The organism is Robertkochia sediminum (assembly GCF_016786255.1).
Taxonomy (GTDB): Bacteria; Bacteroidota; Bacteroidia; order Flavobacteriales; family Flavobacteriaceae; genus Robertkochia; species Robertkochia sediminum.
The window spans coordinates 84,309-110,544 of sequence record NZ_JADMKT010000064.1 but is presented as its reverse complement, the minus strand read 5'-3'; the positions used below and the strand labels follow the sequence as shown (position 1 = coordinate 110,544).

At 46.9% G+C, this 26,236-nt stretch carries 31 protein-coding genes and 2 tRNA genes; 19 read left to right on the top strand and 14 right to left on the bottom strand.

The window, feature by feature from the left end; genetic code table 11:
- Positions 1 to 14: 14 nt before the first annotated feature.
- Positions 15 to 995: a D-alanine--D-alanine ligase gene (locus IS446_RS02425; RefSeq protein WP_203058179.1), complete on the bottom strand. Its 981-nt coding sequence runs from the start codon at positions 993 to 995 to the stop codon at positions 15 to 17.
- 142 nt (positions 996 to 1,137) lie between these two features.
- Between IS446_RS02425 and IS446_RS02420 the strand changes: the two genes are divergently transcribed.
- From IS446_RS02420 to yaaA, 4 genes are all read left to right on the top strand, one after another.
- Entirely contained in the window at positions 1,138 to 1,710 is a 573-nt protein-coding gene (locus IS446_RS02420; RefSeq protein WP_203058177.1) for a PASTA domain-containing protein, read from the top strand.
- 3 nt (positions 1,711 to 1,713) lie between these two features.
- Entirely contained in the window at positions 1,714 to 2,748 is a 1,035-nt protein-coding gene (locus IS446_RS02415) for an RluA family pseudouridine synthase (RefSeq protein WP_203058174.1), read from the top strand.
- A gap of 79 nt (positions 2,749 to 2,827) precedes the next feature.
- A complete protein-coding gene (locus tag IS446_RS02410) occupies positions 2,828 to 3,490 on the top strand; it encodes a VOC family protein (protein ID WP_203058172.1) in 663 nt (220 codons plus the stop codon).
- Positions 3,487 to 4,248 carry a peroxide stress protein YaaA gene (gene yaaA, locus IS446_RS02405; RefSeq protein ID WP_203058170.1) on the top strand — a complete coding sequence of 254 codons (762 nt, stop codon included), beginning with the start codon at positions 3,487 to 3,489 and terminating at the stop codon, positions 4,246 to 4,248. Before IS446_RS02410 ends, yaaA begins: the two co-directional genes overlap by 4 nt.
- Positions 4,249 to 4,323: 75 nt before the next feature.
- Here yaaA and IS446_RS02400 read toward each other — a convergent pair whose 3' ends face one another.
- A complete protein-coding gene (locus IS446_RS02400) occupies positions 4,324 to 4,452 on the bottom strand; it encodes a 30S ribosomal protein THX (protein WP_203058168.1) in 129 nt (42 codons plus the stop codon).
- Between the two features lie 152 nt (positions 4,453 to 4,604).
- Between IS446_RS02400 and IS446_RS02395 the strand changes: the two genes are divergently transcribed.
- A complete protein-coding gene (locus tag IS446_RS02395; RefSeq protein ID WP_203058166.1) occupies positions 4,605 to 5,282 on the top strand; it encodes a uracil-DNA glycosylase family protein in 678 nt (225 codons plus the stop codon).
- Positions 5,283 to 5,351: 69 nt separating this feature from the next.
- On the opposite strand, the gene IS446_RS02390 is transcribed toward IS446_RS02395, so the two are convergent.
- From IS446_RS02390 to IS446_RS02335, 12 genes are all read right to left on the bottom strand, one after another.
- The gene (locus tag IS446_RS02390; protein WP_203058165.1) at positions 5,352 to 5,492 is read right to left on the bottom strand and encodes a hypothetical protein; all 141 of its coding nucleotides are present in this window, start codon (positions 5,490 to 5,492) and stop codon (positions 5,352 to 5,354) included.
- Between the two features lie 84 nt (positions 5,493 to 5,576).
- Positions 5,577 to 7,079, bottom strand: coding sequence for a M20/M25/M40 family metallo-hydrolase (locus IS446_RS02385; protein ID WP_203058164.1), 1,503 nt, complete (start codon positions 7,077 to 7,079; stop codon positions 5,577 to 5,579).
- Positions 7,080 to 7,116: 37 nt separating this feature from the next.
- Positions 7,117 to 7,881, bottom strand: a complete 765-nt coding sequence (gene trpA, locus IS446_RS02380) for a tryptophan synthase subunit alpha (protein ID WP_203058163.1) — start codon at positions 7,879 to 7,881, stop codon at positions 7,117 to 7,119.
- Positions 7,882 to 7,884: 3 nt separating this feature from the next.
- Entirely contained in the window at positions 7,885 to 9,066 is a 1,182-nt protein-coding gene (gene trpB, locus IS446_RS02375) for a tryptophan synthase subunit beta (RefSeq protein WP_203058162.1), read from the bottom strand.
- A gap of 7 nt (positions 9,067 to 9,073) precedes the next feature.
- Complete coding sequence (locus IS446_RS02370; protein ID WP_203058161.1) at positions 9,074 to 9,733, bottom strand: phosphoribosylanthranilate isomerase; 660 nt, start codon at positions 9,731 to 9,733, stop codon at positions 9,074 to 9,076.
- On the bottom strand, positions 9,730 to 10,533 hold the full coding sequence (gene trpC / locus IS446_RS02365) for an indole-3-glycerol phosphate synthase TrpC (protein WP_203058160.1): 804 nt from the start codon (positions 10,531 to 10,533) through the stop codon (positions 9,730 to 9,732). The genes IS446_RS02370 and trpC overlap by 4 nt, the downstream gene beginning before the upstream one ends.
- Before the next feature lie 10 nt (positions 10,534 to 10,543).
- Positions 10,544 to 11,536, bottom strand: a complete 993-nt coding sequence (trpD, locus tag IS446_RS02360) for an anthranilate phosphoribosyltransferase (RefSeq protein ID WP_203058159.1) — start codon at positions 11,534 to 11,536, stop codon at positions 10,544 to 10,546.
- Between the two features lie 6 nt (positions 11,537 to 11,542).
- Positions 11,543 to 12,106, bottom strand: a complete 564-nt coding sequence (locus IS446_RS02355; protein WP_203058158.1) for an anthranilate synthase component II — start codon at positions 12,104 to 12,106, stop codon at positions 11,543 to 11,545.
- Between the two features lie 15 nt (positions 12,107 to 12,121).
- Positions 12,122 to 13,525, bottom strand: a complete 1,404-nt coding sequence (locus IS446_RS02350) for an anthranilate synthase component I family protein (protein ID WP_203058156.1) — start codon at positions 13,523 to 13,525, stop codon at positions 12,122 to 12,124.
- A 283-nt stretch (positions 13,526 to 13,808) separates the two neighbouring features.
- Positions 13,809 to 14,381 (bottom strand): YceI family protein, encoded by a 573-nt coding sequence (locus tag IS446_RS02345; RefSeq protein ID WP_203058154.1) that lies wholly within the window; start codon positions 14,379 to 14,381, stop codon positions 13,809 to 13,811.
- Positions 14,382 to 14,406: 25 nt separating this feature from the next.
- On the bottom strand, positions 14,407 to 15,039 hold the full coding sequence (locus IS446_RS02340; protein ID WP_203058152.1) for an NAD(P)H-dependent oxidoreductase: 633 nt from the start codon (positions 15,037 to 15,039) through the stop codon (positions 14,407 to 14,409).
- 17 nt (positions 15,040 to 15,056) lie between these two features.
- A complete protein-coding gene (locus IS446_RS02335) occupies positions 15,057 to 15,506 on the bottom strand; it encodes a MarR family winged helix-turn-helix transcriptional regulator (protein WP_203058150.1) in 450 nt (149 codons plus the stop codon).
- A gap of 139 nt (positions 15,507 to 15,645) precedes the next feature.
- Between IS446_RS02335 and IS446_RS02330 the strand changes: the two genes are divergently transcribed.
- From IS446_RS02330 to IS446_RS02265, 14 genes are all read left to right on the top strand, one after another.
- Complete coding sequence (locus tag IS446_RS02330) at positions 15,646 to 16,200, top strand: TlpA family protein disulfide reductase (protein ID WP_203058148.1); 555 nt, start codon at positions 15,646 to 15,648, stop codon at positions 16,198 to 16,200.
- 13 nt (positions 16,201 to 16,213) lie between these two features.
- Positions 16,214 to 16,828 (top strand): thioredoxin family protein, encoded by a 615-nt coding sequence (locus tag IS446_RS02325; protein ID WP_203058146.1) that lies wholly within the window; start codon positions 16,214 to 16,216, stop codon positions 16,826 to 16,828.
- An 81-nt stretch (positions 16,829 to 16,909) separates the two neighbouring features.
- On the top strand, positions 16,910 to 17,224 hold the full coding sequence (locus IS446_RS02320; protein ID WP_203058144.1) for a rhodanese-like domain-containing protein: 315 nt from the start codon (positions 16,910 to 16,912) through the stop codon (positions 17,222 to 17,224).
- A gap of 89 nt (positions 17,225 to 17,313) precedes the next feature.
- Positions 17,314 to 18,588, top strand: coding sequence for a DUF2851 family protein (locus tag IS446_RS02315; RefSeq protein ID WP_203058143.1), 1,275 nt, complete (start codon positions 17,314 to 17,316; stop codon positions 18,586 to 18,588).
- Positions 18,589 to 18,603: 15 nt separating this feature from the next.
- The gene (locus IS446_RS02310; RefSeq protein ID WP_203058142.1) at positions 18,604 to 18,831 is read left to right on the top strand and encodes a PspC domain-containing protein; all 228 of its coding nucleotides are present in this window, start codon (positions 18,604 to 18,606) and stop codon (positions 18,829 to 18,831) included.
- A 3-nt stretch (positions 18,832 to 18,834) separates the two neighbouring features.
- Entirely contained in the window at positions 18,835 to 19,845 is a 1,011-nt protein-coding gene (locus tag IS446_RS02305) for a potassium channel family protein (protein ID WP_203058141.1), read from the top strand.
- Between the two features lie 102 nt (positions 19,846 to 19,947).
- Positions 19,948 to 22,095, top strand: a complete 2,148-nt coding sequence (locus tag IS446_RS02300; protein ID WP_203058140.1) for an amino acid carrier protein — start codon at positions 19,948 to 19,950, stop codon at positions 22,093 to 22,095.
- A gap of 13 nt (positions 22,096 to 22,108) precedes the next feature.
- Positions 22,109 to 22,948 (top strand): helix-hairpin-helix domain-containing protein, encoded by an 840-nt coding sequence (locus IS446_RS02295; protein WP_203058139.1) that lies wholly within the window; start codon positions 22,109 to 22,111, stop codon positions 22,946 to 22,948.
- Positions 22,949 to 22,983: 35 nt separating this feature from the next.
- Complete coding sequence (locus IS446_RS02290; protein WP_203058409.1) at positions 22,984 to 24,123, top strand: acyl-CoA dehydrogenase family protein; 1,140 nt, start codon at positions 22,984 to 22,986, stop codon at positions 24,121 to 24,123.
- A gap of 67 nt (positions 24,124 to 24,190) precedes the next feature.
- Positions 24,191 to 24,385, top strand: coding sequence for a 30S ribosomal protein S21 (rpsU, locus tag IS446_RS02285; RefSeq protein WP_203058131.1), 195 nt, complete (start codon positions 24,191 to 24,193; stop codon positions 24,383 to 24,385).
- 77 nt (positions 24,386 to 24,462) lie between these two features.
- Positions 24,463 to 25,356, top strand: a complete 894-nt coding sequence (locus tag IS446_RS02280) for a tyrosine-type recombinase/integrase (RefSeq protein ID WP_203058128.1) — start codon at positions 24,463 to 24,465, stop codon at positions 25,354 to 25,356.
- Positions 25,357 to 25,390: 34 nt separating this feature from the next.
- Positions 25,391 to 25,693 (top strand): ribosome hibernation-promoting factor, HPF/YfiA family, encoded by a 303-nt coding sequence (gene hpf, locus IS446_RS02275; RefSeq protein WP_203058122.1) that lies wholly within the window; start codon positions 25,391 to 25,393, stop codon positions 25,691 to 25,693.
- Between the two features lie 90 nt (positions 25,694 to 25,783).
- Positions 25,784 to 25,857 (top strand) — tRNA-Thr (locus tag IS446_RS02270).
- A 276-nt stretch (positions 25,858 to 26,133) separates the two neighbouring features.
- Positions 26,134 to 26,216, top strand: a tRNA-Tyr gene (locus IS446_RS02265).
- Positions 26,217 to 26,236 lie beyond the last annotated feature (20 nt).

The following is a 26,236-nucleotide window of genomic DNA, read 5'->3' as shown; positions in this document are numbered from 1 at the left end:
ATAAAAATAAGCGCTTAGCTTTTTAATGCCTCTTCAATGGCATTGCCAAAGAGCTCTTCCAGTGAGATGCCTGCTACCCCCGCCTGCTGAGGGAGTATACTCTCTTTGGTGAGTCCGGGAACGGTGTTCATCTCGAGCAGGTGAGGCTCTCCGTTCACAAAGATGAATTCGCTTCGGGAAAAGCCTTTCATGCGCAGGATCCTGTATATGCGTTCGGCAACCTCAGTAACCTTTCTTTCTTCTTCAGCAGTGATGCGGGCAGGAGTGATCTCCTGTGATTTTCCCTGGTATTTGGCCTCGTAGTCAAAAAAGTCGTTTTCTGATACGATCTCGGTGATCGGTAAAACAGTAACTTCTCCTTTCCAGGTGATCACTCCGACCGAGACTTCCGTCCCGTCAAGGAAGGATTCGATAAGGATCTCATCGTCTTCTTTGAACGAGGTTTCTATGGCTGCAGGGAGGTCTTTAATATGGTTCACCTTAGAGATCCCAAAACTGGAACCGGCCTTATTGGCCTTTACAAAACAAGGCAGGCCGACTTTGGCTACGATCGCCTCAGGGTCGGCGTGGTCTCCTTTGTTCAGGTAGTGAAACTTTGCTGTTTTGATGCCGTAGGAACGTAATACCGCAAGACAATCCCTTTTATTGTAAGTGAGGGCCGACTGATACATGTCGCAGGAGGTTTGTGGGATACCCAGCAATTCAAGGTAGGCTTGTATGTATCCGTTCTCTCCGGGAGAACCGTGAATGGCGTTAAAGACACAATCAAAGTGTATTTTCCCGTTTGGGGTGTTCAGGGAAAAGTCGGCACGGTCCAGTTCCTGTTCTGTACCGTCTTCAAGTATTCCCACCCACCTTTCTTTAAGGAGGTGTAACGCATACACATTGTAGCGTTCCTGATTGAGGGTTTCGCAAACTACCTGTCCGCTTTTCATGGAGATCCCGGCTTCTGAGGTGTAGCCTCCCATGATCACCCCAATGTTCTTTTTGGTCATATCCCGATCGTATGTTTATTAGGTAACCCAAATGTATTATTAATTGCACAATAAATAAAAAGCCTCTTTTGACTAAATCTTAAAAATATGTACTCTCTGAGATGGGGTTGGTTTTTATATCTTTGTCAAATAAATTCTACGCATGAACTTTTTGAAATTCCTCTTTAGTAAGACCCTTCTGAAGCAGATCCTTATTGCTGTGGTGGTTCTCTTTGCCCTGATCATCGGAGTACTTCAATATCTTAAACAAACCACCAATCACGGTGAGTACGTGCTGGTACCCGACCTTTCGAAGAAGACCCTTCGTGAGGTGAACGAGATCCTGGGTGATGCAGGACTGCGTTCTGTCGTGCTGGACTCTACCAATTACAATCCGCAATACCCCAGTTTTTCGGTGATCGAGCAGAACCCCGTGCCTAACAAGCAGGTAAAGGAGGGACGCAAGATCTACCTTACTTTGAATCCGTCGGGATATCGTAAGGTGAGTGTGCCCGATGTGATCCAAAAGACCAAGCGAAATGCCGAATCCATGCTTAAAGCTGTAGGCCTTGAAGTAGACCGTGTGGAATACATCAATGAACTCGGTAAGGATATGGTGTATTACCTGGAACACGACGGTAAGCGCATTAACCCGGGAATTCAGCTACCAAAAACGACCAAGGTGGTTTTGATATGCGGAAACGGAAACAGGGATCAGGTTAAGGTAAACGAATAATATATGGCATCGATAGATCAAACCGATGAGTTGCAGCAGGACGATGAGCTCTATGAGCATTACAGTTTTACTGCCGGTAAAGGGCAGGAACCCCTTAGGGTAGATAAGTTCCTCATGAACTTTATCGAGAATGCTACCCGTAATAAGATACAACAGGCAGCCAAAAGCGGGAATATCTATGTGAACGGTACCGTGGTAAAATCCAATTATAAGGTCAAGGCCTTTGATGTGGTCAAGGTGCTTTTTGAACATCCACCTCATGAGTATTTGCTCACACCCGAAGATATTCCGCTCGATATCGTTTATGAAGACGACACATTATTGGTGATCAATAAGCCGGCCGGGATGGTGGTACACCCGGGACATGGTAATTATTCAGGAACCCTGATCAATGCCTTGATCTATCATTTTAATAACCTCCCCCTCAACAGTAATGAGCGTCCGGGACTGGTGCACCGTATCGATAAGGATACCAGCGGCTTGCTGGTGGTGGCTAAGACCGAACACGCCCTCAATCATTTGTCCCGTCAATTCTTTGAGAAAACCAGCGAACGTGAATATATCGCCTTGGTCTGGGGAAATATCGAAGAAGAGGAAGGTACTATTGAAGGGCATATTGGCAGGAATCCGAAGAACAGACTGCAGATGGCGGTATTCCCTGAAGGTGATCAGGGGAAAGAGGCCGTTACCCACTATAAGGTACTGGAGCGCCTGGGGTATGTAACCCTGGTGTCATGCAGGCTTGAGACCGGTCGTACCCACCAGATCAGGGCACATATGAAATACGCCGGGCATACGCTCTTCAACGACGAGCGTTATGGCGGTGATAAGATCCTGAAGGGAACTACCTTTACCAAATACAAACAGTTCGTGGAGAATTGCTTTAAAGCATTGCCGCGACAGGCCCTGCATGCCAAAAGTCTTGGATTCACACATCCCGTTTCCGGGGAGTTTATGAGATTCGATTCGGAAATTCCGGACGATATGCAGGAGGCTATTGCTAAGTGGCAGCATTATGCCAAGCACCGCGATATGTAATAGGCAGGGATTATCCGGCCATAGAAAATGATTCTTTAAGGGGCTTTGTCTGCCCCGTCGGTTGCCGTACTTTTAAGTCATGAAAATCGAAGAGCTCACCTTGTTTTCTTCAGACCTTGCTGCTCAGGAGCATTTCTATGTCCGCGAGATGGGATTTCCTTGTGTGCTGTCGAATGACTACAGGTTGGTCTTGCAGGCGGGTAATTCCCGGTTGGTATTTGAAAAGGCATCGCATACGCATCCTGTTCACTTCGCCTTTTTAATTCCCGGCGATAGCTTTACTCAGGCCAACAAATGGCTAAGACAGCGGGTGGAGCTTTTGCCCTTTGAGGACGAAGAAATAATCGATTTTCCTAACTGGCATGCGAAAGCCCAATACTTTTATGATGCCGATAAGAACATCGTAGAGTTTATCGCCCGCCGTGATGTGGAAGGGAAAGCTCCGGCCACCTTTTGGGCAGGGGAGGTGCTTCAGATAGGAGAGGTGGGATTACCGGCGCAGGATCTTGAAAAGTTGTACAGGGACCTTAATACCCTGGACTATTTGCCGAAGTACGATGGCGATTTTAATCGTTTTGGTGCCGCCGGAGACCCACAAGGTTTGTTCATCATGGTGAATCCGTATGAAAAAGACTGGTTTCCCACGGGCGATAAGGTCATGCCTGCCCATTTACGTGTGCGCGGCGATTTTAATTTTGAATACAATAACGAGATGCTAACAGCTATAAATAACCCTATATGAAGATCGTAATATCACCAGCAAAATCATTAGACTACGAATCTAAGGTTCCTACACAAAGAATGTCCCAGCCCGTTTTTCAGGAAGAGGCAGCTACGCTTAATAAAGCGCTGAAGGACCTTAAGCCGGCAGATCTGTCTAAGCTTATGAGTATTTCTGATGCCCTGGCGAATTTGAACTGGGAGCGCAACCAGGAATTTTCATTGCCTTTTACTACCGAAAATTCACGTCAGGCAGTTTATGCCTTTAACGGAGATGTGTATACTGGCCTCGATGCTTACTCCCTCCCGGAAGAAAAGCTGGATGCCCTGCAGGACAGGTTACGAATTTTAAGCGGACTCTACGGAGTGTTGAAACCTCTTGACCTGATGCAACCTTATCGCCTGGAGATGGGGACGTTTTTTGGGGTCAATGGCAGTAAGAACCTTTATGGATTCTGGAAAGAAAAGGTTACTGCTAAGTTAAATGAAGAACTGGAAGACGACGAGTTGTTCGTAAACCTGGCGAGTAATGAGTATTTCAAGGCCGTAGATAAAAAAGGGCTGAAGGTACCTGTGATCACGCCTGCGTTTAAAGATTGGAAGAACGACAAGCTTAAGGTGATCAGCTTTTTTGCCAAAAAAGCCAGAGGGGCTATGGTGCGATACATTATCGATAATGACGTGCAGACCCTTGACGAGCTGAAAGCCTTTAACTGGGAAGGTTACCGGTTTAGTGAAGAATATACCAAGAAGGCCAATGAGCCTGTATTTGTAAGGTAAAAGTCGCACTGGTTCTTTTAAACTGAAGAGAACCACAACATGATATGAAGCTAAAGACCGGTGTAAAACCGGTCTTTATTTTTTGGTGTCAACGCTGAGTTGCTCTTCGGTGGGACGTCTTTTTTTGATCTTTCTTCGACGACTCGTTCCGTAGGTACCGCGATTGATCTTTCCTCTTTTGGTCTTTTTATCTCCTTTTCCCATATCGTTGATTTTGTTGTTGCCTTCTAAAGTTAATAATTATAATAGCGCTTGTCAAATCAACCGGGGTAGGGCATGATAACTCCGGTGGTCTCTGTGTTTTGATTTCCAATAAAAAAGAAAGTAGTTTTACGTTCGTTTTAAACGCTATCGTTTTGTTTTTACATCAACATCCATATGAGCCTTTTTTACCGGAGGGAGCCGACCGGTTGATCGTAGGCACCCTGCCACCACCGCGATTTAGTTTGGGGAGGTTACGGGAAGAAGATGTGAACTTTTGCTACGGCAGTCGCGATGGATTACTTTGGCCGGTTCTTGAACGTGTTTACCAAACCTCCCTGCACTATCAGAACGATGAAGCCGCAGTAATGGAGCGTAAGCAGTTATTGACATCGAAGGGGGTAGGGGTTTTTGATATCGTGGCTTCTGCAAAGCGGGAAAAGATCGATGCTTCAGACCTTGGGATGCAGGATGTGGAACTTCGCAACCTCACCGGTGCCCTGAGCGAATTGACAAAGGTAAAGGCCTTACTTTTTACAGGAGGCAATTCTAAGAATGGTCCCGAATATTTCTTCAGAAAGCATCTTAAAGCCAGGGGGATCCAATTGAAGCGTATCGCAAACGAGATTCCCCGTATACACCAGTTCGATCTCGATTCCCGAACTATTTATACGGTTTCCCTGACCGCACCTTCGGGCTCAGCAAACCGCGCCATTGGGGGCATGGATGCCTATAAGATGAAGAAGGCCAAAGATCCTTCATTCACTACCCTTGATTTCAGGGTACAGCAGTATACGCCTTATTTCCGCGAAGCCTTCTGGGAGTTGCTCTAAAACATAAAACCTCCGGAACATTATATGCTCCGGAGGTTTTGCATGGTAATTTCGAGTAGGTGTTTGAAATTACCTTTTATTTTGCTGCCTCTTGATCGTCTTCTCATCAATATCAAAGTCGTTCAGATCTGCGTTTGTTTTACCCGTTGGATTCGTTGGGTTGGTTTGTTCTTTTCTTCTTCTCCATTTTTTGTCTGCTATCTGTCCCATATGTTGATGTTTTTATAGTCATTAATAATTCAGTGATTCATCTTTAATATACAGTTTAGACAGCGAATTCTTCTTAAAATCGATTTAAAGTCCTGTTAAATTACTGGAAAAGAGGGCTTCATAAGCTCTTAGTCCGTAGTCTATTCGTTCCAGGGTGATGTTTTCGTTCGGACTGTGTTGGTTGTTATCCGGATTTACCATGGGAACGATATAAGCGGGGATGTCGAGTACATTGATAAACGGGGCAATGGGTACGGTGCCTCCCATGATCCTGATGTTTACAGGGTCGGTGCCAAATGCATTTTTCAGGGTGCTTTGCAGCCACAATGCTCCCGAACTGTTCATATCTGAACGGAAAGCTTCTGTTACAGATCCTTCCTCAAATTTTATGATCTTGTCGTGTTGCATCCGGGTGGTCTCATCGGGTTCCTGACCTACGAGGAAGTATCCGAGGTTTTCGAGGTGGGTGCGGATAAAGTCCTTTTGACGTTGTCCCGGTGTTTCCGGCACCAGGCGAAGGTCGATCTCGGCAACGGTCTTTTCAGGAATAATGGTACGCGCCTTAGTTCCGGTCCATCCGCTGCTAAGTCCTCGAACATTGAGGGAAGGAAATTGCAGGGACTCCTGGTAATTCCCGCCAACGCTTTCCGGGTTATGTATTTGAAGTCTTTGTTTGAGTGCGCTCTCATCTTCCGGTACTTGGGCCAGAAGGGCTTTTATCTCAGTGTCGAGGGTGATCCCGTCGTAATATCCCGGCACGGTCACTTTGCCGGCTTCGTCTTTAAGGGTATTCAGGACTTTGGCCATGATAAAAGCCGGGTTGGGAGCGTAATTGCCAAAGTGGCCACTGTGTTGCGGTTTTACCGGGCCATAGGTGGTGAGGGTAAGGGTAGTGATCCCGCGACAACCATATACAATGGTCGGAGCTCCGGAGGTGTGAACGGGGCCGTCGTTGATGATCAGGAGGTCGGCTTCAAAAAGTTCCCTGTAATTGGCCACTGCCTCCGGGAGGGGCTTGCTTGATTTTTCTTCCTCGCCGTCAAGGATCACCTTGATATTAAAAGCCGGAGTCTTGCCACTGCTTATCAAATGATCATAGGCATTGAGAAACATCACGATCGGGCCTTTATCGTCGGAAACCGATCTTCCGAATAGCCGCCAGTCCAGGTTGAGGTCCTTCTCCAGGTCGCTATCGGGAATGGTTTTCCAGCCATCTCCTTCTCTGGCTTTGATCACCATCTTATAGGGGTTTTCCTGGTCCCATTTTTCGGGATCCACTGCTTGTCCGTCAAAATGCATATAGAACAGCACGGTAGGCCGGCCTTCTTTGATGGTGTTGTTGGCAAAGAAAAGCGGGATGTTGGAAGTGGGGACTTCCATAAAGCTGAAGCCTCTTTTCTGAAAGGCCTTTTTTAGCCATATGAGGTTGTCTGTCATGTCTTCCGGATGATCGGCATCGTTGGGAATAGCAATGAATTCACCGATCTCGTGGATGGTTTTGATGATAGACGGATGAGCCTTTTGTGCCAGTGTGTACTGCCATTGGGCCAGGGTGAAGATCACGGCGCAGATAAGCGTTTTTCTCATGGTGTTGATTTTGATGAAATTTAGAGAATTTTCTTGGTTATCTGATCGCGGCAATAAAATCCTTGATCTTTTCTACCCCGTGGTGGGTAAGGTGTTTGATAAAGGCCGACCCAATGATCGCCCCATCGGCCTTTTTGGTGGCCGTGTTAAAGGTTTCAGCATTACTGATCCCGAAGCCAACGATCCTCGGTGTTTCCAGGTTAAGAGCAGCGATGCGGTCAAAATATTCCTCTTGCGCATTGCCAAAGGTGCTCTTTGCCCCCGTGACCGATGCCGAACTCACCATGTATATAAATCCTTCTGAGGTAGCGTCGATCTTACGTACCCGGGCTTCAGAGGTTTGGGGCGTGATCAGGAAGATATTGGCCAGGCCGTATGTTTCGAAGATGTCCTTGTAGGAGGCTTCATAGACCTCTACAGGAAGATCGGGGATAATGAGTCCGTCGATCCCTATTGCCGCACAGCGCTTGCAAAAGGCTTCTACCCCGTATTGCAGCATCGGATTGAAATATCCCATGATAATAAGCGGGATGTCTACATCCTCACGGATGTCTTCCAGTTGTTCAAAAAGTTTTTCGGTGGTCATCCCATTATGCAGGGCTTTGGTCGAACTATCCTGGATGGTTGGACCGTCGGCAAGGGGATCGCTAAAAGGGAGTCCGATCTCGATCATATCGACACCGCTGCTTTGCAGTTCGCGTATGATGCGGGTGGTATCTTCCAGTTTAGGGTAGCCCGCTGTAAAATATATGGAAAGCACTTTTTTCTGCTCGCGAAGTTTTGCGTGAATTCTGTTGTTCATGATCTAGAGGTTAAAATGATCGATATAGGTGTTGAGGTCTTTGTCGCCGCGTCCGGAAAGGTTGATCACCACCACTTCATCTTTTTTAAAGGGACGTTGTTGGGGTACGGCCAGGGCATGTGCGGTCTCTATGGCCGGAATAATACCTTCCAGGCGGGTGAGCTCCAGTCCGGCATTCATCGCATCGTCGTCGGTAACCGAAATGAACTCTCCTCTTTTTGAGGCGTATAGGTGGGCGTGCATGGGGCCTACTCCCGGGTAATCCAGTCCTGCAGAGATCGAATAGGGCTCGGTGATCTGACCGTCGTCGGTTTGCATGAGCAACGTTTTACAACCGTGAATGATCCCTTCTCTGCCCAGTGCAGATGTGGCAGCACTTTCACCGCTGTCGATACCTTTTCCGGCAGCCTCTACCGCAATGATATTTACGCGGGTATCGTCAAGAAAATGATAGTAGGACCCCGCGGCATTACTACCACCTCCAATACAGGCAACCACATGGTCCGGGTAGTCCCTGCCTTCTTTCTCCAGGAGTTGTTTCCTGATCTCCTCAGAGATCACGCTTTGAAAACGGGTAACCATATCGGGGTATGGATGCGGCCCAATAGCCGAACCAATAATGTAATGGGTGTCTAAAGGATTGTTGATCCAGTCGCGAATGGCCTCATTGGTGGCATCCTTGAGGGTGCGACTTCCCGAAAGCGCGGGTCTTACCTCTGCCCCCAGCATTTTCATACGGGCTACATTAGGGGCCTGCCTGGCAATATCGATCTCCCCCATATATACTACGCACTGCATTCCCATCAGGGCACATACCGTTGCGGTAGCCACCCCGTGCTGTCCGGCACCGGTCTCTGCAATGATACGTTTTTTACCCAGTTTACGGGCCAGGAGGATCTGACCGATGGTGTTATTCACCTTGTGGGCACCGGTGTGATTGAGGTCTTCCCGCTTAAAGTAAATACGGGTGCCGTACTTTTCAGAAAGGCGCTTGGCAAAATATAACGGGGTAGGCCTCCCGACATAGTCCTTAAGTAATTGGTCGAAATCTTTTTTAAATGAGGGGTCGTTCATGATCTGTAAATAATTCGTGCGTAACTCCTCCACATTAGGATATAGCATTTCGGGAATAAAAGCACCCCCAAAATTGCCGTAATAACCGTTTTGATCTACGTGATAACTCATAGTGGTTTTATTTTTTGGTGCTCCCTCCGGCGGGAACGAACTTTTCGATAAATGATCTCAGTAATGCAATGTCTTTTTGGCCCGGAGCGGTTTCGAATTTGCTGTTCACGTCAATACCTATACATCTCACTGCTTCTTTGCTATTGGTGAATTCCCGGAGCTTTTCAGCATCTTCGGGACCTATGCCTCCGCTTAACAGGTAAGGCACGTCAAGGGTATAGGCACTTAGGAGATCCCAGTTAAAAGCGGTTCCGTTACCTCCACGGTATTTTCCCTTACTGTCGAACAGAAAAATATCGACGTAGGCCACATAAGGTGGCAGGCCTTCAAGGTCTGAAGCTTCGGAAATGGCAAAAGCTTTGATCAGGGGGCATGATATTCCCTCATTTGCTAGTTGCTGCTTTAATTGCCTGCAGTAATCAGGACTCTCTTCCCCGTGCAGTTGAATGTATTTGAGGCCGTATTGTTTTGTTTTTTCCACGATCTCCATAACAGGGGTGTTCACAAAAACACCTGTTAGCTCGGGAGCCTTTTCAAATTCGGGGAGTACTCCGTTAAAGTAACGCGGCGACTTTTCATAAAAGATCAGTCCCATCATATCGGGGTGCAGGGAGGCCAGGGCCTTCATGTTTTCCTGATCTTTCATTCCGCATACCTTTAGTTTCATAGCGATATCTTTTGAATGGATTCGATAAACTGTTTTGCGAATAATCCGGGGTCTCCTGTTTTCATGAAATGCTCTCCAACCAGAAAGCCGCGGTAACCGTATGGACGGAGTTCTGCAATGACCTCCTCATGGGAGATGCCACTTTCTGAAACCTTAACAAAGGAGTCGGGAATATCGGCGGCTAATGTCTTGCTTATGGCAATATCTACTTCAAAGGTCTTAAGATCGCGGTTGTTCACCCCGATCATGTCGCAGTGATCGTTAAGGTGGGTCTCCAGTTCTTCACGGGAGTGCACTTCGAGCAACACTTCCAGACCAAGGTCTTTAGCTTGTTGAGCCAGTTCTCTTGTCGATCGGGGAGTAAGGGCCGCGGCTATCAGGAGGATCACATCGGCTCCATAAGCTTTGGCTTCCAGCAACTGGTAAGGGTCTACGGTAAAATCCTTGCGCAGCAGGGGGAGGTTACAGCTCGCCCGTACCAGCAGGAGATCGTCCAGGGATCCACCGAAGTATTTTCCGTCGGTGAGCACCGACATCCCGCATGCCCCTGCGACTTCATAGCCTTTCGCAACATCGCTCACGGTGAGGGAATGGTTGATCACAGATTTGGAAGGCGATCTTCGTTTATGTTCTGTAATGATCCCGGTTTCGCTATCGCGTAAGGCATTGCTAAGCGATCTGCCGCTGTCTTTTAAAAGAGCGGAGGCCTGAAGTTGGGAAGGGGGAACCACTTTCTTTTTTAGAGCGACCTCTTCTTTTTTATCTCTGATAATTCGTTCGAGTATGGTGGGTTTTTCCATGGATGTCATTTTAAGCACTCAGGTTTTTCAGGGTTGTGAATCGCTCCAGCGCTTTGCCGGATCTCAGGGATTCATAGGCAAGGGAGGTGGCCGAAGAAAGGTCTTTTCCGGTAGCCGTGGCAATGGCCATAGCGGCGTTGGCGCATACCACCGAATTTTGAGCTTCACTGCCTTCACCTTTGAGGATGTTCATGAATATCTGTGCATTCTCCTCAATACTTTTTCCTCCGGCTATTTCTTCCGGTCGCAGTAATTTCATACCGAGGTCGTCTGCCTGTAATACTTTTTCACTGCTGTTGCCTATGACCTTGACCGGTCCGGTGAGCGACACTTCATCATAGCCATCAAGGGCATGGAGAATGGTGTAATTCTTATCGGTATTCTGGTAGAGGTAGCCATAGATACGTGCCAGCTCCAGGTTGAATACGCCGACCATCTGGTTTTTCGGGAAGGCCGGATTAACCATGGGGCCGAGCATATTAAAAAAGGTCTTTACAGCCAATTCCCTGCGAATAGGGGCTACCTCTTTCATGGCGGGGTGAAAGAGGGGAGCATGGAGAATACAAATGCCCGCCTTATCCAGGGCGCGTCTGAGTTGATCCTGCTTGTTGGTGAATTCGATCCCGAGGTATTCCAGAACATTACTGGACCCACAGGTAGACGATACCCCATAATTTCCGTGCTTGGTTACCGCAACTCCGGCCCCGGCGGTAACAAAAGACGCCAGGGTAGAGATATTAAAAGTATCCTTGCCATCGCCCCCGGTACCGCAAAGGTCAATGGTTTCATGACCGTTGAGATCGACCGGAATACAAAGTTCCAGGAGGGCATCTCTAAATCCTTCCAACTCTTCGATGGTGATGCTTCGCATCATATAAACGGTGAGAAAAGCAGCGATCTGACTGTGGTTGTAGTTGCCTCTGGATATATTGATGAGTACCGTTCGGGCTTCTTCCCGGCTTATGGTCTCATGATTGATAAGTCTGTTGAGTATAGCTTTCATAGCGATCTATATTTTGATCCAGTTTTCCAGTATTTTTTTTCCTTCAGGGGTGAGTACCGATTCAGGGTGGTACTGTACGCCGCGCACATCGTAGGTGTCGTGTTTTAAAGACATCACCTGGCCGTTATCATCTACCGAAGTGGCGATAAGGCTATCGGGGAGGCTCTCTGACACGACCCAGCTGTGGTATCGGCCCACCTCCAGCTCTTCGGGCAGGTCTTTGTAGATCGGGTCTTTGGCAATGATCTTTATCGGGGTCGATACGCCGTGGTATACCCGTTCGATATTTTTGATGGTTCCTCCAAAAACCTCACCTATGGCCTGCTGTCCCAGGCATACGCCCAGGATACTGTGGGAGGGAGCGTATTCCCTGATGATCTCTTTTAAAAGTCCTGCTTCATCGGGAATACCCGGGCCGGGTGATAAAAGTATTTTGTGAAAGGGCCTCACCTCTTCGAGACTCAGCTGGTCATTGCGTTTTACCGTAACCTCACATCCCAGGTCTTCCAGGTAGTGTACCAGGTTGTAGGTAAAGCTGTCGTAATTGTCTATAACTAATACTTTTTTCATTGTCGTGCGTTGCTTTTAAAGGTTGCCGGCCAGTTCGAGGGCGGTGGTCAGTGCTCCCAGTTTATTATAAGTTTCCTGTAATTCGGTTTCGGGATCGGAGGCAGCTACCAATCCGGCACCGGCCTGGTAGTACAGGTGGTGATCCTTGCTCAGGAATGTTCTGATCATAATGGCGTGATTAAAATTCCCTTTAAAGTCCATAAATCCGATAGCCCCGCCGTAGAAATTCCGGTTGCCCGGTTCGTAACGGTCAATGAGTTGCATGGCCATATACTTTGGAGCTCCGCTTAGGGTGCCGGCAGGAAAGGTGTCGGCAACAACCTGCATGGTAGGGATCTCCGGTTTTACCTGTCCTACCACCTTTGATACGAGGTGTATCACATGAGAAAAGAACTGTATCTCCCTGTTCTTTTGTACTTCTACCCGGTTACCGTTCCGACTGAGGTCGTTACGGGCCAGGTCTACGAGCATGACATGCTCGCTGTTCTCTTTCTCATCGTCGGCCAGAGCACGAGCAAGTTTTGCGTCTTCTTCATCATTACCTGTCCGCTTAAAGGTCCCCGCAATAGGGTGGATCTCTGCCTTGTGGTCTTTGATCACCAATTGGGATTCGGGTGAGCTTCCGAAGATCCTGAAATTTCCGTAGTCAAAATAGAAGAGGTAAGGAGACGGATTCACCGAGCGCAAGGCGCGGTAAACATTGAATTCATCGCCTTTGAACTTCTGACTGAACCTTCTTGATAGCACCAGCTGAAAAACATCGCCACGAGCGCAGTGTTGTTTGGCTTTGTGCACCAGCTCTATGTAGTCGTTGTCTGTGAGTGCAGAAGTTGCTTCACCTTCCGTACGAAAATCATAAGAAGCGAAATTGCGCGAGCGAATGAGCTGATCGATCTCCTCCAGGTTGTGATCGCCGTCATAGGAGTGGGAGAAGATGTAGGCCTCGTTCTTAAAATGGTTAATGGCAATGATATTTTTGTAAACGGCGTAATACATGTCGGGGATGGCAATGCGATCTTTCTTTTGGGTAATGGTGATATCTTCAAAGTACTGTACGGCATCATATGCCATATACCCGAAAAGGCCATTATGTATAAAAGGAAATGCACTTTGATCGGTTTCAAAAGCCGATGCGAATTCGGCGACCATATTGGGCAAGGCACCTTTTCCGGTATCCAGGGGACGGGTGATCTCTTCGGCATCGGGATAGGCCGTGATCAGATTTCGGTGCTCTACCCTGAGGTGCGCTATCGGATTAAAACAGATGTATGAGAAACTGTTGTCGTTAGCGTGGTAGTCACTCGATTCGAGCAGGATGCTGTTAGGGAAGCGATCCCGAATTTTCAGGTAGATGCTCACCGGGGTAATGGTGTCGGCAAGGATCTTTTTGTAGGCGGTTGATAAATGGTATTTTTTCATGCTTTTGAACGCTATATCGGTTGCAATTTTTTAACAAAATGGTATAAAAAAAGCCTGTCGTGATCGACAGGCTTTCTGAAAAATATTTTCATGCAGCGGTCCTTCTCACGACGTCAGACGTAAGTTTTTCCACCACCAAATATGATTTTTAATGTTTTGCATTGCTCAAATATAGAGACCAAAATTTAAATATCATAATTCGGGTTAAAAATATTTATACAGCTTCCCGTATAGCTGTGGGCTACTAATTGTCAAGTGAAGCCCAAACAGATACCATATGTTATTAGAATTCGAGGTCGGCTACCAGGTCGAATTCGTCGTAGATGGTCTTGTCTCCTAAATTATCAAAGAAAGATCCTGATCCGTAACGGATGTCGTACTTGGTGCGGTCGATCTTAAGGTTGGCAGTAGCCTTGCTTCCGTAAACAGACATATCGAAGGTCACCGGATGGGTTTGTCCTTTGATGGTCATGTTGGCAGTTACCTCATAGGCATTCTTACCTGTAGCTTTCACCTCGGTGAATTCAAGGGTGGCGGTAGGGAATTTTTCAACCCCGAAGAAATCGTCAGATTTCAGGTGTCCTTCAAGTTTACCTTTATACTCCCCGGTAAGGTCTGTAGAAATTAGGGTAGACATTGCTACGGTAAATGCACCTCCGGTAAGTTGGTCTCCGTCAAACTCTAACTTTCCGCTTTCAAGTTGCACGGTACCTTCGTGAGATCCGGTAACCTTATACCCCTTCCAGGTAATGGTGCTGGTTTCGGTATTAACGGTTTTTTCTTCCACCGGAACGGTAAATGCAGTGGTTGCTGAGGCGATTACGATCGCCAGGATAGTTGTTGCAAACTTTTTCATGATGTGTAGTGATAAATATTCGTAATTAAATGGTTTCAAATAATTCAGATGCGGGCTTGCGCACTTTGGCGTAATGCTGGGTGTCGTCTTCTTCTGAGCGATAGCCCACAGTAGCGATCACGGCCGTGCTTAGGTTCTTTTCTTTCAGACCAAGGATCTCGTCAAACTTCTCTGCCTCGAATCCTTCCATAGGGCACACATCTACCTTAAGATGGGCAGCGGCAGAAAGAAGGTTGCCTAAGGCGATATAGGTTTGTTTGGCGGTCCAGGCAGCTCTTACTTCTGCGGGAAGCGGAGTGATCTTGGATTTCATAAAATCGGCATATCCCTTCAGACCTTCGGCTTCCAGGTTCCTGGTGGTAGCTACATTGTTGATGTAGTCGTCTATTTGTGCATCACCAAAGTCGGTGTCGTTAGCAAAAACAACGAGCTGAGATGCATCGGTGATCTGTGGCTGATTCCATGCAGCAGGACGCAGTTGTTCTCTCAAAGCGGCGTCTTCAATAATAAATACCTTATAAGGTTGTAAGCCATAAGAGGAAGCGCTAAGTCGAATAGCCTCCTTTAATTGGTCAAGGGTTTCCTTGTCCAGCTTTTTTCCCGCGTCAAATTTTTTGGTGGCATAACGCCATTGCAGTGCTTCGTTATACGTGTTCATATGAGCTGATTTATGTATTAACTTCTTATTTTTTCCAACAGATTGTTTATGGTTTGTACTTCGTCCGGGGTAAGACCGGCAATAGCCTCCCGGTTAACACTATCCATGGGTTCGTCGATCTTAGCGAGCAGGCTAAGTCCTGCTTTCGTTATGGTGATCTCGACCTTTCGACGGTTCTCCGGACAAATGGTTCGTTCGGCCAGCCCTTTCTCTATGAGCTTATCTACGATCCTGGTGGTGTTACTCATTTTGTTGACCATACGCTTTTGAATGGAAGAGAGGTTTGCCGGTTTTCCTTTTCGCCCTCTTAAAATGCGAAGTACATTGAACTGCGGCAGGGTAAGTTTGAACGGCTTAAGTACGGCAGCACTTTCTTCACTTAGCATATTGGCGGTGTATATGATGCTGATCACCGTTCTTCTCCCTTCCGGCAAATTCTCTGATTGTATAAGATCTTCGATCTTCATGTTTGTATCAACAATATTTGTAGGTACAAATGTATGTAAATTTTGCGTTTCGCCAAATGGCGGGGTGATAAAAAAAAGTTAAAGGAATACGATCGGGGTTATTCATGCCTATTTTAGAGGGCGTGTAAAAAAGGCAGTTATGAAATACATTTTATATGCACTCGCAGGTTTAATGGTCTTTGTTTCTTGTGGGGAGGGGCAGGGGCAAAAGGCAAATGAGCCGGGAGCATTGGTTATGGAAACCACCCCAAAAGGAGTGCTTGAAAGTGAGAATAAAAAGATCGCGATATACGATTTCGATGGCCTGTCGGAGTTATTGGAGCGAAAAGACGAAAAGGTTTACGTGGTGAACTTTTGGGCCACCTGGTGTAAACCTTGTGTGGAAGAGCTTCCTTTTTTTGAAAAGCTCAACGATAAATATGCCGGTAAGAATGTAGAGGTGGTGCTGGTGAGTCTCGACTTTCCGTCTCGTGCCGAAGAATTGTTGCTCTCCTTTGTAGAGAAGAAGAATATAAAGAGCGATGTGTTGTTGCTGGACGACCCTAAGCAGAACACCTGGATCCCAAAGGTAGATCCGAAGTGGTCCGGAGCTATTCCGGCAACCCTTATCTTCAACAAGGACCGTAAGGTGTTTTATGAAAAATCATTTAATTTTGACGAATTAGAAACCGAACTACTTAGCTTTATCAACTAATACGATCTTGAATATGAAAACATCACGAATTTTATTGCTTATAGGGGTGCTCCTGATGACCTCTGTTCGCGGAGTTTATGCACAGGATACCGGCGGCTATGAAGTTGGAGACCTGGCGACCGACTTTAAACTGCAAAGCACCGATGGTTCGGTGGTGTCCCTCGCCGATTACGACGATGTTCGCGGTTACCTGGTGATCTTCACCTGTAACAGTTGTCCTTATGCCGTGGCATACGAAGATCGTATCATCGCATTGGATAAGGAGTTCAAAGAAAAGGGGGTGCCGGTGATCGCCATTAATCCCAATAATCCGAAGGTACAACCCAAGGATAGTTTTGAGGAAATGAAGAAACGTGCGGCAGAAAAGGGATTTACCTTTCCATATTTGCTGGATGCCGGTCAAAAGATCTTTCCGCAGTATGGCGCTACCAGAACACCTCATTGTTTCTTACTTGAAAAGACCGACAAAGGCAATGTGGTAAGGTATAATGGAGCCATAGACGACAATTATCAGGATGCCTCGGCAGTAGAGACCACTTATGTGGCGAATGCCATCGAAGCGATGTTGGCCGGAGAGGCGATCAAGGTAGAGAATACCAAGGCTATAGGCTGTTCCATAAAAATATGACAAATAGATAGAAAGCCTTACATTTGCGCTCCGAATCCCGACGGATTCAGACCTTTGTATAAAAAATCTATTGAAAAAGACATGGCAGATCTAACACAACAAGAATGGGTATCTAAACTGGAAGCTGATGATAACGCTGTTATCATCGACGTGAGAACTCCGGGTGAGTTGCGCTCAGGGATGATCCCAAAGGCATTGCACCTTGACTTTTACCAGGGACGGGATTTTATTCAGGAGCTGGAAAAACTGGATAAGAACAAGCACTACTACGTGTATTGCCGTTCCGGTAATCGCAGCGGTAAGGCTTGTGAGATCATGAACCAATTAGGTATTCCCGAAGCGTATAACCTCATGGGAGGCATGCTTGACTGGGAAGGAGAAGTGGTGATGCCCTAAGTGCGCCGAACTTCGATCTTCTTTCACGTTATAAATTAAATCATCCTGTTTCGGCAGGATTTTTTATTTTTATAGAAAATAATCTATAAATGAAAGAAGATTTTCTTCATTACCTGTGGGGTGCCGGGAAGATCCCGTTTGGCGCCATGAGAACTACCGGTAATTTGCCTGTTATGCTGGTAGACAAGGGGGTACATAATAGCAATGCGGGGCCCGATTTTTTAAATGCTTCGTTATATATAGGAGAGACCCTGTGGGCGGGGCACGTAGAGATGCACCTTGATTCGTCTTCATGGTATGCTCATGAGCATCACTTAGACCCGGCATACCGCAATGTGGTATTGCATGTGGTATGGCGGCATGACCGGGAGGTTTACCTGGCCGACGGGTCTCTGCTTCCGGTGCTCGAACTTCAGGGGGAGATCCCCCGACATTTTCTGGAAAAGTATCATTCGCTTTCCGGCATGCAAGCCCGGTTTTTGAATTGCTCAGGTCAGTTGCAGGATTATCCCCTGGTGCAATGGTATTCGTGGTTCGACCGGCTCTTTGTGAGTCGTATGGAACATCGTACAGCGGCCATGCATCGCCTGGATCCGGCCTTGCGCACGCATTGGGAGGCCCTCTTATTTCGGGCTGTTTTTCGTTATATGGGAGCGCGTGTTAATGCCGATGCATTTTACAGTATAGCTGAAACTCTGGGGATCGAACAGGTTCGGAAAATGGTGGCGGCAGGAGAAGATCTCGAGGTCGTTTTGCACGGCCTTGCTGGCTTTTTTGAAGATCCTGAAGCGGGGGAGGAGGTGTCGGAACGAAAACGGGAGTACCATTATTTGTGTAAAAAGTATCGACTGGTACCCGAAAGGGTTGTAAGACCTGTGTTTTTCAGGCTTCGTCCTGCGGGGTTCCCTACCATCCGACTTTCACAACTCGCCCGTATCTACGGAGATCGCAAAGGCTTGTTCGCCAGGCTGCTGCTTTGTGATACGCCTTCTGCCATGCGATCGGTGTTCGAGGTTTCGGCTTCTTCGTACTGGGATACGCGGTATACCTATACTTCGAAAGGGCATAAGGCCCGGAGCAAGCGACTCTCGAGGGAACGCATCGATCTTTTGCTTCTCAATGCGGTTTTACCCATCCTGTATGCCTATTACAAATACCGGGGTTCCGATAAGATGCATCGGGTGGTGGAATGGGCCTCGGCCATGCCGGCAGAGCACAATAAGATCCTCTTTGCCTTGAAAGACGAAGGGGTACCGGTAGGTAATGCAGCGCATGCCCAGGCGGCTTTGGAGCTTTACACCAATTACTGTTCAAAGAACAAGTGCCTGCAATGTGAGGTCGGACAGTTTATTATTGGGGGATAATTTTATATTTGTAATATGAAATGGTTTACAGATCTAAGGTATTTTTTTGAAAGGCATGGTTTTGCAGTGACCTCACGTCTTGCCGACCGGCTGGGAATGAAGGCCAAGAACGTACGCTTGTTCTTTATCTATACCACCTTTGCCACCTTTGGGATCTGGTTTCTGTTTTACCTCGTGCTGGCCTTTTGGTTAAAGCTCAAGGATCTGGTCTATACCAAAAGGAGTACAGTTTTTGATCTCTAGTCTATGTTTCAGTTTTTCCGTTCCAAATTTTACACCGCCCTGTCCTTTCTATTACTGGTACTCGTTTCGGGCACCCTGGGGTATCGGCTGATCTCGGGCTACGAATGGATCGATGCCTTGTATATGACCGTGATCACTGTAACTACGGTAGGTTTCCAGGAGGTGCACCCTTCCGATCCCCCGACCAAATTGTTTACCATTGCCCTGATCATCTTAAGTGTCTTTATTTTTGCCTATGCCATTTCGGTGATCACCGAATACATTCTCTCCAAAAGCAACTTTCAGAACATAAAATACCGGAAAATGAAAAAACAGATCGAACACCTGAACAACCATGTGATCATTTGCGGTTATGGCCGTAATGGCCGTCAGGCAGCAGCGAAGCTCAAAGCTTACAGAAGGCCTTTCGTGGTGATCGAGAGAGATGAAGAGATCATAGATCGCTGTACAGACGATGTATTGTTCGTTCCTGGTGACGCGAATGAAGATGAGGTGCTTGAGGCGGCAGGTATCAACCGCGCTAAATGCCTTATTGCATCCCTGCCCAATGATGCCGACAACCTGTTCGTGGTGCTCTCGTCGCGGCAACTCAATAAGGATATGATCATTATTAGCCGGGCCTCTAGCGAATCGACCGTAAAGAAATTGCACCTTGCCGGTGCCAATAAGACCATTATGCCCGACAAGATCGGGGGCGATCATATGGCTTCTCTTGTGGTGATGCCCGATCTTATTGAATTCCTCGACCAGCTGTCTATTGACGGCGATAATAGTATTAACCTCGAAGAGATCGCTATTGATGATCTTTCAGAGGACTTCAGCTACCGTTCGATCCGTGACCTTGATATTCGCAAACATTCCGGTTGTACGGTGATCGGTTATAAAGAGCCTTCCGGATCATATATCATTAACCCGGAGGCAGACACCAAATTGCTTCCACACTCAAAGCTTGTAGTACTGGGAAGGCCCGAGCAGATCATAAAATTAAACTCGATTCTCTTCAAGAACGCTTAGTTTTATTTAGCATCTATTACTTGATTAAGCGCTTTATTTTTCACATATTGCGTGACGATTTGCAAAAACCTTACGAAAAATTAACCTAAACAACAGTTTTTTATGAGAAAACCATTTCTCTCATTTCTTCTTACGCTATGTGGTGTAGCGCTCTTTGCACAGGATACTGCCGTGCAGGATACGCTCGCTGTACAGGACACGTTGGTAGTTCAGGAAGCTCCTGAAGTACTTCCTCTTGCGGTACAGGAAACCCTGATTAATCCTTCTAAAAAAATTAACGATGCCGCTGTATCCCTTGATGTTCAGGGGGGTGTGCCACCATATCAATTCAAATGGAATAACCAGTCTACGCCTCTTAAGTCTAATGAGGCTGTCGGGCTTACAGAAGGTATTCCTTATACCGTTACCGTAACCGATAGCGAAGGTACTGCTGTAACCGGAACTTATGAAGTTCCCGCAGAATCTATTGTAGAGGTATTTAACAGTACCATGACTCCTGCCGTTGCAGGATTGGGATCGGTACTTTTCTGGGATCCGTTCGCGGCTATGGGTATCTACGACCCGGTAATGTATGCCGATAAGAAAATGGTTTCTATCCCTGGATGGACTACGACCACTAATAAGACCTATACCCTTAAGAAGTTGCTCGTTGAAGAAGGAGCTCACGTAAATAAGGGAGATGAGATCGCAGTGATCGAGACCGGTGAGGGAGAAGAGATCGTAGCCAAGGCAATTACCAGTGGAGAGCTGGAATATCGTCTGGCTGCTGGTAAGGTGATCTATGACGGTACGAGTACTTCTGATAAGATCGAAACCAATGCCGATGTTTTTGCCGATATCGTTTATGATGAAAAAGAGCCTTTGCTGCATCCTAATGGAGACAAAAAGACCATGGCGATCCCGTTTATCGTGATCTGGCTGGTATTTGGTGCTGCTTTCTTTACGATCAAAATGGGCTTTATCAATATTCGCGGATTCAAGCACTCACTTGATCTTGCTAAAGGAAAATACGACGATCCTGATGCACCCGGAAAGATCACCCACTTCCAGGCACTTGCCACTGCAGTATCTGCTACGGTTGGTTTGGGTAACATCGCCGGGGTGGCTGTGGCGATCTCTCTTGGAGGTGCCGGAGCTACGTTCTGGATGATCGTTGCCGGATTGCTCGGTATGTCGTCTAAGTTCGTAGAGTGTACCCTGGGTGTGAAATACAGGGACATTCTTCCTGACGGGCGTGTATTCGGTGGGCCTATGAACTACCTGCGTTACGGACTGGAGAAACGCAACCTGACCGGACTTGGTAAAGGTCTGGCGGTATTCTTCGCCATTCTTGGAGTAGGAGCTTCTTTTGGTGGTGGGAATATGTTTCAGGCAAACCAGAGTTTCGAGATCCTTTCAGGACAGTTCCCTGTGCTTGAAGGTAACGGATTCATGTTCGGAGTGCTTATTTCTATCCTTGTAGGTGTTGTGATCATCGGAGGTATAGACAGTATTGCTAAGGTAACCGGGAAGATCGTACCATTTATGGCCGCGGTTTACGTACTGGGAGCGCTTGCGGTGATCATCGTAAATATTGATAATATCGGTCCTGCTTTTGGAGCGATCATCGATGGTGCTTTTAGTCCAAGTGCTCTTAAAGGTGGTGTTATCGGGGTGCTCGTAGTTGGTTTCCAACGTGCGGCCTTCTCGAATGAAGCCGGTGTAGGGTCTGCTGCGATCGCTCACAGTGCCGCTAAGACCAACCACCCGCCGTCTGAAGGTTTCGTTGCGCTTCTGGAGCCGTTTATCGATACCGTAGTGGTGTGTACGCTTACTGCCCTGGTATTGATCTTTACAGGAATGCACGAGGTGTCTGGTGTAGCCGGAGCTCAACTTACTTCTGATGCCTTCGGAAGTGTGATCAGCTGGTTCCCTTATGTATTGGCTGCAGCCGTGTTCCTGTTCGCGTTCTCTACTATGATCTCATGGTCGTACTACGGCATGAGAGCCTGGACCTACCTGTTCGGTAAGAGCAAAAGAACTGAGCTCATTTATAAGATCTTATTCCTATTCTTCGTAGTGGTTGGAGCTTCTGTGAGTCTTGGAGCTGTACTTGACTTCTCGGATATGATGATCCTGGCCATGTCGTTCCCGAATATCATCGGACTCTATATTATGAGTGGTGAGGTGAGAAAAGATCTTTCTAAGTATCTTAGTGATCTCAAAGCGAACAAGCTATTTAAAAAGCAAAAAGTACAAAAGGCCTCATAAGTCTTTAAAACATATGAAAAGATCATCCCACTTCCGGTTCTCAAAGTCCCAGCGAAGTGGGATATTTTTTTTAGGGATATGCGTAGTTGTTGTGCAGGTGCTTATCTGGCAGGGCTTTTTTGACAGGGCAGAGCAGGAGGCTCATGCAGATGCGTCTTATATGGAACGGCTCAATGTCTACCTCGATTCGCTGGATCGTGAGGCCAGGGTGGTTTATAAGCAGCGTCCTTTTAATCCGAATTACATGAGCGACCAGAAAGGCTACGGATTTGGGATGACCACGGAGGCTATCGATCGTTTGTTCGCCTTCAGGGAGAAAGGTGGTTTTGTGAACACGGCAAAGCAGTTTCAGGAGGTTACCGGAATTCACGATACCCTGCTGGCCAAAATGGCGCCCTATTTTCAATTTCCCCGTTTTGCGGGGTCTTCAAAAAAACGGATTGTCGCTACTCCCGGGGTAGATATAAATGCAGCTAGTGCCTCAGACCTGGAAAAGGTGTACGGTATCGGACCGGTGTTGGCCGGGCGTATCGTGGCCTACAGGGAACGCCTCGGCGGATTCGCTGTTAAGGGGCAGCTGGAGGAAGTGTACGGGTTGCCGCAGGAGGTGTTGCCGGAATTGTGGCAGAAGTTTCATCTCGACCTCCCTGTGAGCTATGAGAAGCTCGATATAAATACGGCAGACCTTAAAGCGCTTTCTGCGATCCCATATGTTTCACAGTCGCTTGCGTCCAAGATCCTGGCATACAGGTCGATGCATAAAAGGATCGACAGTCTTGGAGAATTAACAAAATTTCACAATTTATCTGAAAAAGATTTAGGCAGAATTGGCCTATATTTGGTGGTTGAATAAAAATTGCTTTTATGGATTTAGATGTTGCGACGCAAATGAACTTTGATGCTTCAGAAACCCAGCAAATGGTGGCGGCCGCTGCCAGAGATTTTGCTGAACAATATATTCGTCCGCATGTGATGAAATGGGATGAGTCTCAGGAATTCCCTGTAGAGGTCTTTAAAAAAGCAGGGGAGCTCGGTTTTATGGGTGTCCTCGTGCCCGAGATCTATGGTGGTTCCGGGATGGGATACCACGAGTATATTGCTATTGTTGACGAGATCTCGCAGGTAGATCCGTCCATAGGACTGTCTGTTGCGGCACACAATTCACTTTGTACCAATCACATTCTTTCTTTCGGGAATGAAGAGCAAAAAAAGCGATGGTTGCCCAAGCTCGCTACCGGAGAGTGGATCGGAGCCTGGGGGCTTACCGAGCACAATACCGGTTCGGATGCAGGAGGTATGAATACCACTGCGGTTAAAGATGGTGATGAGTGGGTGATCAATGGTGCTAAGAACTTTATTACCCACGGTAAGAGTGGTGATGTGGCCGTTGTGATCGTGCGCACCGGAGAAAAAGGTGATTCGCATGGTATGACCGCCTTTGTTATTGAGAAAGGGACACCGGGATTCAGTAGCGGTAAAAAAGAAGATAAGCTTGGAATGCGCGCAAGTGAAACGGCAGAATTGGTATTTTCAGACTGCCGTATTCCCGATGCAAATCGCCTGGGAGAAGTTGGGGAAGGATTTATTCAGTCCATGAAGATCCTCGATGGAGGTCGTATCTCTATTGGAGCATTATCGTTAGGTATAGCAAAGGGAGCTTACAAGGCGGCTAAGAAGTACGCCAAGGAAAGAGTGCAGTTCGGCAAGCCGATCGCATCCTTCCAGGGAGTCTCTTTTAAGCTGGCCGATATGGCTACAGAGATCGAAGCATCGGAGTTGTTGTTACACAAAGCCGGTTATGAGAAGAATGCAGGTCGTAAGATGACTACTTTGAGTGCCATGTGTAAGATGTTCGCTTCAGAAGCATGTGTGCGCATTGCCAATGAGGCCGTGCAGATCCATGGGGGGTATGGTTACACCAAAGAGTTCCCTGTAGAGAAGTTTTACCGCGATTCTAAATTGTGTACGATAGGGGAGGGAACCACCGAAATTCAGAAGCTGGTGATCTCCAGAAATATTTTGAAATAATTTTTTGTTTGGTATTTGGATTTTGATATATATTTGCCGCCGGTAAAAGAAAGGAGGTGATAAGCTTATGTTAATTATACCAGTAAAAGAAGGAGAAAATATAGATAGAGCGCTGAAGCGTTACAAGCGAAAGTTCGACAGAACAGGAACTATGCGTCAGCTAAGAAGCCGTCAGCAGTTTACTAAGCCTTCCGTTGAGAAAAGAAAGCAAGTTCAGAAAGCTGAGTATGTTCAGCACCTGAGAGAGCAGGAAGAGATCTAGTAGCGCTGAAGCTATAAAGACTTTAAGATCCCGCATCGAATTAACGGTGCGGGATTTTTTTTGGTTATTTTTATCTCATGGAGCTTCCTGAGTTTACCGACTATCTTCGATTAGAGCGGCATTATGCCGAGCATACCATCACGGCCTATTGTGCCGACCTGGGATCCTTTTTTGAATTTTATGCGGATTACTCCGGCGGGAGTGATCCCGATAAGGCTGTTTACGGTGAGATACGCGCCTGGATCGTTTCCCTGGTCGATTCGGGGCTCAGTACGGTGTCTGTGAACAGGAAGGTGTCTTCGCTTAAGGCGTATTATAAGTTTTTGTTGAAGGTGGGTGTTATAGAGGTACATCCCCTGGCGGGACACAGGGCGTTGAAGGTGGCTAAAAAGGCGCAGTTGCCTTTTTCAGAGCAGGAGGTTAGGGAGGTGCTGGATGAGCTGGATTTCCCTGAAGGTTTTTCCGGAATGAGAGACCGTTTGATCATTACCTTATTCTATGTTGCCGGGCTAAGGCGTAGTGAGCTTATCGGACTTCGTTGTGCCGATGTGGATCTGGAGGTCGGAGAGCTCAGGGTATTGGGTAAGCGCAATAAGGAGCGTCTGGTTCCTTTGCTGGAAGGTAGTGTGTCGTTGTTGCGAACCTATTTAAAGGCACGGAGATCGGTCTTGCAGGAGGATTCTGACGACTGGCTTTTTCTACGCGATAACGGACTTAAACTCTATGATTCGTTTGTATATAGGTTGATAAATACCTATTTTAGTAAGGTGTCTGTTAAGGCAAAAAAGAGTCCGCATATCCTGCGGCACAGTTTTGCTACTCATTTATTGAATAATGGGGCAGACCTGAACTCGGTCAAGGAGTTATTAGGGCATTCCAGTCTGGCTTCTACCCAGGTGTATACACATAACAACCTGGCAGAACTACGAAAGCAATTTGCGAGGCATCCACGGAACAACCAGGAATCCTGACCTTCGATTACGTCTAACCCTTAAAACACCAGAGATGGAAGTAAACACGCAATCTGTGAACTTCAATGTTCAGCCGGATCTCATTAATTTTGTCCAGAAGCGAATGGACAAGTTGGATCACTTTTACGACAGGGTAATTCATTCTGATGTGTATTTAAAGCTTCAAAACACCAGCGCCAAAGAGAACAAGATCGCAGAGATCAAAGTTCATGTTCCCGGCGATGAGTTTGTGGTGACCAAGCAATGTAAGACCTTTGAGGAGGCGGTTGATGCGGCGGCCAGTTCGCTCGAGCGGGTACTCACCAAACGCAAGCAAAAACTAAGGCCTCACAGCTGAAGCAAAAAAAAATGAAATTTATTTTGTGGAAACAATAAATTCTATACATTTGCAGTCCGTTAGAAATAGCGGGCTTTTTTAGTGAAAAATGCCGATGTAGCTCAGCTGGCTAGAGCAGCTGATTTGTAATCAGCAGGTCGTGGGTTCGAGTCCCTCTATCGGCTCTCTTTGAAAGGTTGAATTCCGGTTTCGATAGTACGTTCCGGAGAAGTTTTTGAAGGCTTAGGTCTTTCAGAACTACCGGTGGTAAAAGTCCGGTTTCAGGTTCCTTGAAATTTTGATAACTGATCGCGAAAGTGTTCGTTTTTTACTGAGTTTTAAGTGCTTAAAAAAAAGACGAAAAAAAATCGCGAAAAAGACATAAAAAAACTTGTCTAGAGTCGGGTTTACTACTATATTTGCCCGCTCAAACAATTAAGGTTGTATTTCAAATACGACTTGGGGAGATACTCAAGCGGCCAACGAGGACAGACTGTAAATCTGTTGGTTTTTACCTTCGCAGGTTCGAATCCTGCTCTCCCCACAAAATCAAGATCAAGCAAG

What these genes read in the sequence shown, in the direction of transcription:
- IS446_RS02280 (WP_203058128.1), top strand. Translation starts at nt 24,463, where the DNA reads ATGGAGCTTCCTGAGTTTACCGACTATCTTCGATTAGAGCGGCATTAT.
- IS446_RS02295 (WP_203058139.1), top strand. Translation starts at nt 22,109, where the DNA reads ATGAAAAGATCATCCCACTTCCGGTTCTCAAAGTCCCAGCGAAGTGGG.
- IS446_RS02320 (WP_203058144.1), top strand. Translation starts at nt 16,910, where the DNA reads ATGGCAGATCTAACACAACAAGAATGGGTATCTAAACTGGAAGCTGAT.
- trpA (WP_203058163.1), bottom strand. Translation starts at nt 7,881, where the DNA reads ATGAACAACAGAATTCACGCAAAACTTCGCGAGCAGAAAAAAGTGCTT.
- IS446_RS02330 (WP_203058148.1), top strand. Translation starts at nt 15,646, where the DNA reads ATGAAATACATTTTATATGCACTCGCAGGTTTAATGGTCTTTGTTTCT.
- IS446_RS02370 (WP_203058161.1), bottom strand. Translation starts at nt 9,733, where the DNA reads ATGAAACTAAAGGTATGCGGAATGAAAGATCAGGAAAACATGAAGGCC.
- trpB (WP_203058162.1), bottom strand. Translation starts at nt 9,066, where the DNA reads ATGAGTTATCACGTAGATCAAAACGGTTATTACGGCAATTTTGGGGGT.
- trpD (WP_203058159.1), bottom strand. Translation starts at nt 11,536, where the DNA reads ATGAAAGCTATACTCAACAGACTTATCAATCATGAGACCATAAGCCGG.
- IS446_RS02410 (WP_203058172.1), top strand. Translation starts at nt 2,828, where the DNA reads ATGAAAATCGAAGAGCTCACCTTGTTTTCTTCAGACCTTGCTGCTCAG.
- IS446_RS02425 (WP_203058179.1), bottom strand. Translation starts at nt 995, where the DNA reads ATGACCAAAAAGAACATTGGGGTGATCATGGGAGGCTACACCTCAGAA.
- IS446_RS02310 (WP_203058142.1), top strand. Translation starts at nt 18,604, where the DNA reads ATGAAATGGTTTACAGATCTAAGGTATTTTTTTGAAAGGCATGGTTTT.
- IS446_RS02300 (WP_203058140.1), top strand. Translation starts at nt 19,948, where the DNA reads ATGAGAAAACCATTTCTCTCATTTCTTCTTACGCTATGTGGTGTAGCG.
- rpsU (WP_203058131.1), top strand. Translation starts at nt 24,191, where the DNA reads ATGTTAATTATACCAGTAAAAGAAGGAGAAAATATAGATAGAGCGCTG.
- IS446_RS02420 (WP_203058177.1), top strand. Translation starts at nt 1,138, where the DNA reads ATGAACTTTTTGAAATTCCTCTTTAGTAAGACCCTTCTGAAGCAGATC.
- IS446_RS02290 (WP_203058409.1), top strand. Translation starts at nt 22,984, where the DNA reads ATGAACTTTGATGCTTCAGAAACCCAGCAAATGGTGGCGGCCGCTGCC.
- IS446_RS02340 (WP_203058152.1), bottom strand. Translation starts at nt 15,039, where the DNA reads ATGAACACGTATAACGAAGCACTGCAATGGCGTTATGCCACCAAAAAA.
- IS446_RS02400 (WP_203058168.1), bottom strand. Translation starts at nt 4,452, where the DNA reads ATGGGAAAAGGAGATAAAAAGACCAAAAGAGGAAAGATCAATCGCGGT.
- IS446_RS02315 (WP_203058143.1), top strand. Translation starts at nt 17,314, where the DNA reads ATGAAAGAAGATTTTCTTCATTACCTGTGGGGTGCCGGGAAGATCCCG.
- trpC (WP_203058160.1), bottom strand. Translation starts at nt 10,533, where the DNA reads ATGGAAAAACCCACCATACTCGAACGAATTATCAGAGATAAAAAAGAA.
- IS446_RS02335 (WP_203058150.1), bottom strand. Translation starts at nt 15,506, where the DNA reads ATGAAGATCGAAGATCTTATACAATCAGAGAATTTGCCGGAAGGGAGA.
- IS446_RS02350 (WP_203058156.1), bottom strand. Translation starts at nt 13,525, where the DNA reads ATGAAAAAATACCATTTATCAACCGCCTACAAAAAGATCCTTGCCGAC.
- IS446_RS02390 (WP_203058165.1), bottom strand. Translation starts at nt 5,492, where the DNA reads ATGGGACAGATAGCAGACAAAAAATGGAGAAGAAGAAAAGAACAAACC.
- hpf (WP_203058122.1), top strand. Translation starts at nt 25,391, where the DNA reads ATGGAAGTAAACACGCAATCTGTGAACTTCAATGTTCAGCCGGATCTC.
- yaaA (WP_203058170.1), top strand. Translation starts at nt 3,487, where the DNA reads ATGAAGATCGTAATATCACCAGCAAAATCATTAGACTACGAATCTAAG.
- IS446_RS02385 (WP_203058164.1), bottom strand. Translation starts at nt 7,079, where the DNA reads ATGAGAAAAACGCTTATCTGCGCCGTGATCTTCACCCTGGCCCAATGG.
- IS446_RS02345 (WP_203058154.1), bottom strand. Translation starts at nt 14,381, where the DNA reads ATGAAAAAGTTTGCAACAACTATCCTGGCGATCGTAATCGCCTCAGCA.
- IS446_RS02305 (WP_203058141.1), top strand. Translation starts at nt 18,835, where the DNA reads ATGTTTCAGTTTTTCCGTTCCAAATTTTACACCGCCCTGTCCTTTCTA.
- IS446_RS02415 (WP_203058174.1), top strand. Translation starts at nt 1,714, where the DNA reads ATGGCATCGATAGATCAAACCGATGAGTTGCAGCAGGACGATGAGCTC.
- IS446_RS02355 (WP_203058158.1), bottom strand. Translation starts at nt 12,106, where the DNA reads ATGAAAAAAGTATTAGTTATAGACAATTACGACAGCTTTACCTACAAC.
- IS446_RS02325 (WP_203058146.1), top strand. Translation starts at nt 16,214, where the DNA reads ATGAAAACATCACGAATTTTATTGCTTATAGGGGTGCTCCTGATGACC.